The organism is Gordonia marina (genome assembly GCF_052036135.1).
Lineage (GTDB): Bacteria > Actinomycetota > Actinomycetes > Mycobacteriales > Mycobacteriaceae > Gordonia.
In genome coordinates, this window is the sequence record NZ_JBPSDN010000003.1 from 214,807 (window position 1) to 222,142 (window position 7,336).

The 7,336-nt window shown below is 70.7% G+C and carries 6 protein-coding genes and 1 rRNA gene; 6 read left to right on the plus strand and 1 reads right to left on the minus strand.

Annotated elements, in window-relative coordinates; translation table 11 throughout:
* The first annotated feature begins 21 nt into the window (after nucleotides 1-21).
* Genes ACSEEN_RS02920 through ACSEEN_RS02940 form a run of 5 tightly spaced genes read left to right on the plus strand, consistent with a single transcriptional unit; the run spans nucleotide 22 to nucleotide 5,820 of the window.
* Complete coding sequence (locus tag ACSEEN_RS02920) at nucleotides 22-1,086, plus strand: MadB family AAA-type ATPase (protein ID WP_440712265.1); 1,065 nt, start codon at nucleotides 22-24, stop codon at nucleotides 1,084-1,086.
* On the plus strand, nucleotides 1,070-2,623 hold the full coding sequence (gene madC / locus ACSEEN_RS02925; protein WP_440712266.1) for a MadC family VWA domain-containing protein: 1,554 nt from the start codon (nucleotides 1,070-1,072) through the stop codon (nucleotides 2,621-2,623). Before ACSEEN_RS02920 ends, madC begins: the two co-directional genes overlap by 17 nt.
* Nucleotides 2,624-2,672: 49 nt before the next feature.
* The gene (locus tag ACSEEN_RS02930) at nucleotides 2,673-3,845 is read left to right on the plus strand and encodes an iron-containing alcohol dehydrogenase (protein ID WP_298446629.1); all 1,173 of its coding nucleotides are present in this window, start codon (nucleotides 2,673-2,675) and stop codon (nucleotides 3,843-3,845) included.
* A 2-nt stretch (nucleotides 3,846-3,847) separates the two neighbouring features.
* Nucleotides 3,848-5,161, plus strand: a complete 1,314-nt coding sequence (locus ACSEEN_RS02935; protein ID WP_371308465.1) for a MadS family sensor histidine kinase — start codon at nucleotides 3,848-3,850, stop codon at nucleotides 5,159-5,161.
* Nucleotides 5,158-5,820, plus strand: coding sequence for a MadR family response regulator transcription factor (locus ACSEEN_RS02940; protein WP_247867186.1), 663 nt, complete (start codon nucleotides 5,158-5,160; stop codon nucleotides 5,818-5,820). Before ACSEEN_RS02935 ends, ACSEEN_RS02940 begins: the two co-directional genes overlap by 4 nt.
* Before the next feature lie 40 nt (nucleotides 5,821-5,860).
* Here ACSEEN_RS02940 and mftM read toward each other — a convergent pair whose 3' ends face one another.
* Nucleotides 5,861-6,706, minus strand: a complete 846-nt coding sequence (gene mftM, locus ACSEEN_RS02945) for a mycofactocin oligosaccharide methyltransferase MftM (protein WP_440712267.1) — start codon at nucleotides 6,704-6,706, stop codon at nucleotides 5,861-5,863.
* 532 nt (nucleotides 6,707-7,238) lie between these two features.
* On the opposite strand from mftM, the gene ACSEEN_RS02950 reads away from it, so the two are divergent.
* Nucleotides 7,239-7,336 (plus strand): 16S ribosomal RNA (locus tag ACSEEN_RS02950); the annotation flags it as partial.

Consider the following 7,336-nt stretch of genomic DNA (forward strand, 5'->3'; position numbering starts at 1 on the left):
ACATCGACGTCAAGGACCCTCATGAACCACCAGACCACCGCCACCGCCGCTCCCGCCGACGACCGTCACTTCGCCTCGACCGGCGAACTCACCGAGGCACTGGCCGGGCAGGGCTATCTGATCGCCGACGATCTCGCGGTGGTCTTGTATCTGGCGACCCTCCTCGACCGCCCGCTGCTGCTGGAAGGGCCGGCCGGTGTCGGCAAGACCGAACTGGCGAAGGCACTCGCGGCCGCCTCGGGGCGCGAACTGATCCGTCTGCAGTGCTACGAGGGGCTCGACGACGCTCGCGCGCTGTACGAGTGGGACTACGCCCGGCAGCTGCTGCACGTGCAGATGCTGCGGGACCGCATCAGCGACGAGCTCGCCGCCTACGACACGCTCGCCGACGCGTCCGCGGCGCTCGCGCGGACCGAGGTCGGCGTATACAGCGAGGAATTCCTGGTGCCCCGGCCGCTGCTGGCCGCGATCATGTCGCCCGAGCCGACCGTGCTGCTGGTCGACGAGATCGACCGCACCGACGAGGCGATGGAGGCGGTGATGCTCGAGGTGCTGGCCGAGCGTCAGGTGACCGTGCCGGAGCTGGGCACCTTCACCGCGCGATCGTCGCCGTGGGTGATCCTGACCTCCAACGACACCCGGGAACTGTCGCCCGCGCTGAAGCGCCGCTGCCTGCACTTCCAGGTGGCCTACCCGGACGCCGAGCGCGAGCGCGCGATCGTCGCGGTCCGCGCTCCCGACGTGGAGCCGACCGTGATCGGGGAGGTGGTGGACCTGGCGCGGCGGCTCCGGGAACTGCCGCTGCGCAAGAGCCCGTCGATCGCGGAGGTGATCGACGCCGCTCGCGCCGCCGCCCGGTTGTCGGAGGCCGGTGCGCCGCGGACCGGCGAGCCGATCGGCGGCCAGGACCCGGCGCTGATGAGCCTGCTGGTCAAATTCGGGACCGACCTCGACCATGTTCGCCGGGCGTTCGCCGCGGACGTCGCGGCCGGTGCCCCGGTCGCCGTCGACGGCAGCAGCCCGGGCGGCACGGTCACCGAGCGCGCCTTCGGCGCCGGACGGGCCCGCAGTGCGGCCCGCCGCTGAGCCCTCCGCGGCTGGGCAGGCCGCGCCGCAGCGGCTCCTCGGCGAGGTGGCCGTCGGCTTCGGGCGCGTCCTCCGAGCGCTGTCGGTCGCGGCGTCGCCCGCCGAGGTGATCGAGATCCGGCGCGTGCTCGACCTGGTCGGCGCCGCCGATCCCGACGTGCTGCGCACCGCGCTGCGCGCGGTGACCGTGAAGTACGAGTACGAGCGGGAGCCCTTCGAGGAGGCGTTCGCGCTCTACTTCCTCGGCGAGCGGCCGGCCGGCGACGACGGCGGGCTGCCGCGGGTGCGCGGCTTGCTGTCCGGCCTGCCCGACGACGTCGTCTGGGCCGAGGACTTCGAGGGCGCGGGCCGGATGATCGGGGCCGACGAGCACACCGTCGAGATCGGTGACCTGATGATCGACGACCCGGATGCCCGCGAGCGGCACGCGGAGAGCGCGCACCGCGAGGAGAACGACTTCTCCGTCTCGGGCGGCGCCGAGGAACTGGAGGTGAGCACCGATTCGTCGAGCGTGTCCGGTGGGGTGACCTACACCGTGGAGGTCGATCACGCCGACGCCTCGCAGGTGGGGGAGTTGACCGCCGCCGCCACCCGGGTCGAGGGCACCACCCTGGCGCTGGCCGATGCCGCGGCCCTGCTGCGGGCGCTGGACCAGGCGGACGGCCGGCAGGCCTACGGCGTGGACGGGGCAGCCGGACTCGATGACGAGGCCGTCGCCGAACTGGAGGAGGCCCTGAATCGCTTCGTCGAGGCGCTCACCGAACGACTGGCCGCCACCGCGATCGCGGTCGACGGCGACGACGAGGAGGGCACGGCCGGGCGGGCGCATCGCGATCAAGCCGACCTGGACCGCGCCTGTCACCGGTTGATCCAGCGGATGCGCGGGGCACCGCGGCGGATCAGCCGCCTGGCCGACAGCGGACGACTCGACTTCCGCCGCACCATGCGGGGTGCGGTCGCCACCGACGGGGTGCCGCTGGCGCTGTGGCGGCGGACGGCGACGCCCGGACCGGTCAAGCTCCTGGTGCTGATCGACGTCTCCCTCTCGGTCCGGCCGGTCACCGGATTCATCCTCCGGCTCGCGCAGACCCTGCACGACTTCGGGGACCGTTGCGAGGTGATCGCCTTCGTCGACCGTCCGGTACTGGTGACGCCGGCGCTGCGCACCGCCTCCCCGGACGGCGCACTGGCCGCGGTGCTGGCCGCCGACGGCCTCGATCTGTCGGCGACCAGCGACTACGGCCGGATGTGGCACGAACTGCTCGACGAACACGGTGACCTGATCACCCCGCGCACCAGCGTCCTCGTCGTCGGCGACGCCCGGCACAACGCGTTCGATCCGCGCACCGATCTGTTCGCGGAGGTCGCGCGGCGGGCCTACCGGGTAGCCTGGCTCACACCGGAGCCGGAGCGCTACTGGAGCCAGACCGGGTGCGCCCTGGACGCCTACGCACAAGAGTGTTCCGGGGTGATCAGCGCGCGGGACGGGGCCGAGATCCTCGAACGCTGCGACGATCTGGGCGCGGCACTGCGGTGAGCGCGGCCGGCGGGCGGTTCGGGCAGCGAGAGGCGGAAGGCGGAAGCACATGAGTGCGGCAGCGGGCCACGGCCTGAACCGGGTGGTGAAGTTCCACACCCCGGAGATCCTGTTCGGCCCCGGGGCCCTCGCGGAGGCCGCGAACGCCGTCGCCGCCCTCGGGGTGGCGCGGCCCCTCGTCGTCTCCGATGCGAATCTGGCGGAGACGCCGTGGTTCGACCGGCTGCTCGCCGATCTGCGTGGACGCGGGCTCACCCCGGCGCCGTACCTGGGGGTGACGCCCAATCCGCGGGCCGAGGAGGTGGCCGCCGGGCAGCGCGCGTACGCCGCGCATCGCGCCGACGGGCTGGTCGCACTGGGCGGCGGCTCGGTGATCGACGCCGCGAAGGGGGTGGCGGTGCTCGCCGCCAACGGCGGATACATCCTGGAGTACGAGGGGATCGACAAGGCGCGGACGGCGCTGCCGCCACTGGTCGCGGTGCCGTCGACGGCGGGCAGCGGCGCCGACGTCTCGCAGTTCTGCGTCATCAACGACACCGCGCAGCGCACCAAGGTGACGATCATCGGACGCACGCTGGTCCCGAATGTGGCGGTGATCGATCCGGTGTTGCTGACCACCGCCTCGCCGGAGGTGATCGCGCAGGCGGGGATGGATGCGCTGACCCACGCGGTGGAGGCCTTCGTGTCGCTCGCGCGGGGGCGGCTCACCGATGCGCTCGCCGTCGAATCGCTGACCGGGCTGTGGACCAACCTGGAACGGCTGATCGACGACCCCTCCGATGCGCGGGCGGGCGCCGAGATGTCGCTGGCCGCGCTGCGGGCCGGGATGTCGTTCACCAACGCGATCCTCGGCGCCACGCACGCGATGAGCCATCCGGTCGGCGGATACTGCGACGCCCCGCACGGCACCATCAACGCGGTGCTGCTGCCGCACGTCATCCGGTACAACGCGGAGGTCTGCGCGGACGACTTCGCCGAGCTCGCCGGGGCGGTGGGCCTGTCGTCGACCGGCGACGCGCGGACCGTCGCCGACCGGCTCGCCGACCAGATCGGGGCGCTCGCCGGGCGGATCGGGATGCCGTCGACCCTGGCGCCGCTCGGGGTGGGCGCCGACCAGCTGGAACTGCTCACGGAGCGGGCACTGGTCGATTCGTGCATGCTGACCAACCCGCGCCGCCCGGAGGCGCAGGGCATCCTCGACCTCTACCGGCAGGCGCTGTAGCGATGACGACGCCCGACGCCGATCTCGCCAGCCTGGTCGGGCTGAGCAGTGTCAAGGGCGGTCACTACGGCCAGTACCGCGGCACCGAGGCCCGCCTGAACCGGATGATGACCGCGCTGGAGAGCATCTCGGCGGCGCTGGTGCAGACCGACCGCGGGCCCGAGCAACTGGCGGTCGCGGTGCTGGAGGCGATCGCCGAGCACCTCGACGCCGACTGGGTGCTGTTCGCCCTGGCGGACGGGCAACTGGAGCAGGTGGTGCCGCGGCATCTGATCGCCGGGCGCGACGAGGGCATTCTGGCGTTCGAGGGGGTGGGGGTGGCCCACCCGCCGACCGAGCTGCCGGTGTCGGTGCTGAACCGGCTGATCGACGTGCTGCGCGGTGAGGTGACGGTGCTGGCGGCGCCGATCCTCGACGACCACCACCTGCACGTGCCGATCGAGTACGGCGGCCGGGTGGTCGGCGGGATCTCGGCGTGGAGTCCGCAGTGGCGGCCGGTCGACCGCACCGATCTGATGGTCCTGACGATCCTGGCGCGGCAGGCCGCGGTGGCGCTGATCAACTCGGAGCTGTTCCTGGAGACCCGGCGGTGGGCGCAGCAGCTGGCCGACCGGAACGCGGAACTGGAACTGACGCAACGCGAGCTGTCCGCGGTGCAGCGGACCGCGCTGCTCAACGGAGAGCGTTCCCGGATCGCCCGGGAGCTGCACGACTCGGTGGGGCAGTCGGTGCTGTCGGCCGGCCTGCAGATCGAACTGTGTCGCGGTCAGGTGCCGGAGGGCGTCGCCGACCACCTGGAGAAGGCGATGCGGCTCTCGCGCGAGGCCGTGACGCAACTGCGCAACGCGATCTACACGCTCAACGATCAGACCGAGGCCTCGGAGAGCATCGCCGACGCCCTCGCCGGCCTGTGTGAACTGCACCTTCCGGAGTCGACGCAGACCTCGGTGGTGGTGCGCGGCCGCCCGCGGGAACTGCCCGGCGACGTCCAGCACGCGCTGCTGCGGATCGCCGGGGAGTCGTTGTTCAACGCGGCCATGCACGCCGACACCGGTCAGGTGACGGTCACGCTGGTCTATGCGGACAATCGGGTGAGCCTGGCCGTCGACGACGACGGCGACGGAGACCCCGGACTCCTGCGTGGGCGGTTACGGGCGGCGGCGGCCGGCGACCTCGGGTCGGGCCGGGGCCGCGGTCTGTTCAACATGGCGTCGCGGGCCGAGGAACTCGGCGGCACGCTGCGGATACGCCGGTCGCGGTCCGGCGGGGTGCGAATCGCGGTGGAGATACCGATCGAGCAGGGAGCGCAGGGATGAACGGCGACACGGCGGGTGCTCAGCGGCCGATCCGGACGGTCCTGGTGGACGACCACGCGCTGCTGCGCGAGGGGCTGCGGGCGGTGCTGGAGCGCCACGACGGCATCGAGGTGTGCGGGGAGGCCGGCACCTTCGATGCCGCGATGGCGGAGGTCGCGCACACCCGGCCCGACGTGGTGGTGGTCGATCTCAAACTGACCGCGGGCACCGACTACGAGGGCATGCGGCTGATCGAGGAGCTGACCCGCTGGAATCCCGACGGCGCGGTGCTGGTTCTCACCACCTTCCTGGACGACGATCTGGTGATCCGGGCCGTCCGCGCCGGAGCGCGCGGATACGTGGTGAAGGACGTCGACACGACAGAGCTGGTGAGGGCGATCCGGGCGCTCGCGGCCGGTGGCAGCGCCTTCGATCCGCGCAGTTCGACGATCATGATGCGCACGATGGCCGGTGAGCGCACCGTCGGGCATGAACTGACCGACCGCGAGCGCGAGATCGTCCAGCTGCTGGCCAACGGCCTGTCGAATGTGGAGATCGGGCAGCGCCTGTACATCTCGGAGTCGACGGTCAAGTTCCACATCCGGAATCTGATCCGCAAGCTCGGTGTCAGCAAGCGCACCGATGCCGTCTACGTGGCCACCAAACGCGGGCTCATCTGAGCCGGGTGGATCCGGGCGGCTCAGGGCGGATCCGGGCGGCTCAGGGGTGGTCGAAGACCAGCCAGCCGCCGTGATCGGCGAAGACGCGCGACGGCACGTCCGGGTGGCGTCGTGCCCAGCGTTGCAGGTCCGCCGGTGTGAGCGCGGCCAGGTGACCGAAGTGCGGACTGGGCCGGTCCTCGTAGGGGACGGCGATCACCACCCGCCGGCGGGCGACGCGCAGGGCTTCGCCGATCGCCGCGTCGACACCGTCGTCGTCCAGGTGCTCGAGAAGATGGATCAGGGTCACCGTGTCGACGTCGCCGTCGGCGAACGGCAGAGCGCGTGCGTCGGCGAGGCGGGTGCCGACCGGGATGCCCAGCGCGTCCGACGCCGCCTCGAGCAGGTCCAGCGATTCCGGGCAGATGTCGGCCGCGCACACGCGGAAGCCGTCCTGCGCGCATTGCAGGGCGAAGAGACCGAAGCACGAACCGACTTCGAGGACGCTGTCGCCGGCGAGCAGTGAGCGGGCGCGGCGGTGGACCGGGCTGAAGTCGGCGGTGCCGGCCCGGAGCTCGACGAGGGAGTTGCGGTAGAACGCCGACCACGCGGCCGGCCGCGACGGCGCGCAACTGGTGACCACCTCGACGAACGCCCGCTCGAACTCGTCCTGGCCGGCGAGCACCCCGTCGGCGACCAGCCCGAGCAGGCCGGTGACCAGCCGGTGATCGCTGACCGTGGCGAGCGACAGGTCGTGCTCGATCCAGACGGTGCTCCCGGTGGTCGCGGCCCGGAACCGCGGTCCCGGGAGGTCGTGCTCGGGAACGCCGGGTCCGCGGCCGGCGACGATGGTCCGGGGCTGCGCAGTCCCGTCGAGCGAGGTGGGGACGTCGAGGGAAGCGGTCATGATTTCACGCTAGGAGCGCCGGCGGCGAGTGGTCACTGGCCGAGCGGGCCCAACGACTGACCGACCGGACAGGGTCTTCGCCGATCGCCGGGTTGCATCCCTGTCGTGCTTCGATCCGGCCGTTGACCTGCGGAGTTGTGTTTGTGTTGGGGTGTGTGTAACTTAGTCGAGGTCGCCAGGGCCAAGGTTTCCCGGAGAAATCCGGATCCAGGGGTTGCGCGGCGGGCCGGGACTCTGATAGAGTTCTTGTCACCGGGGTGGTTGTGGTTTGACTGCCTGGGGTTGCAGACGCTAGTCTGGAACAGTTGCCCGCTTGCGGGTGGCAAACTCTGCTCATTGAAGTTCGCATGACTGTGGTTGTGTGGTGTTGGTGGGTGTGTGTTTTTTGAGAACTCGATAGTGTGTGATGGATTTTCTTGTGCCAGTGATTGTCTGGCATGGAGGGAGTTTGTCATTGACAAGACGAATTTTTTTGCCAGTCAATTTCTTATTTTTTTGGATTATTTTTTGGTCAGGTCTTTTCTCTGATTTTTGTTTGGAGAGTTTGATCCTGGCTCAGGACGAACGCTGGCGGCGTGCTTAACACATGCAAGTCGAACGGAAAGGCTCCTTCGGGGGTACTCGAGTGGC

Excerpts from the sequence above, each read along its gene's own strand:
- ACSEEN_RS02920 (WP_440712265.1), top strand. The coding sequence starts at position 22 with ATGAACCACCAGACCACCGCCACCGCCGCTCCCGCCGACGACCGTCAC.
- ACSEEN_RS02930 (WP_298446629.1), top strand. The coding sequence starts at position 2,673 with ATGAGTGCGGCAGCGGGCCACGGCCTGAACCGGGTGGTGAAGTTCCAC.
- ACSEEN_RS02935 (WP_371308465.1), top strand. The coding sequence starts at position 3,848 with ATGACGACGCCCGACGCCGATCTCGCCAGCCTGGTCGGGCTGAGCAGT.
- ACSEEN_RS02940 (WP_247867186.1), top strand. The coding sequence starts at position 5,158 with ATGAACGGCGACACGGCGGGTGCTCAGCGGCCGATCCGGACGGTCCTG.
- mftM (WP_440712267.1), bottom strand. The coding sequence starts at position 6,706 with ATGACCGCTTCCCTCGACGTCCCCACCTCGCTCGACGGGACTGCGCAG.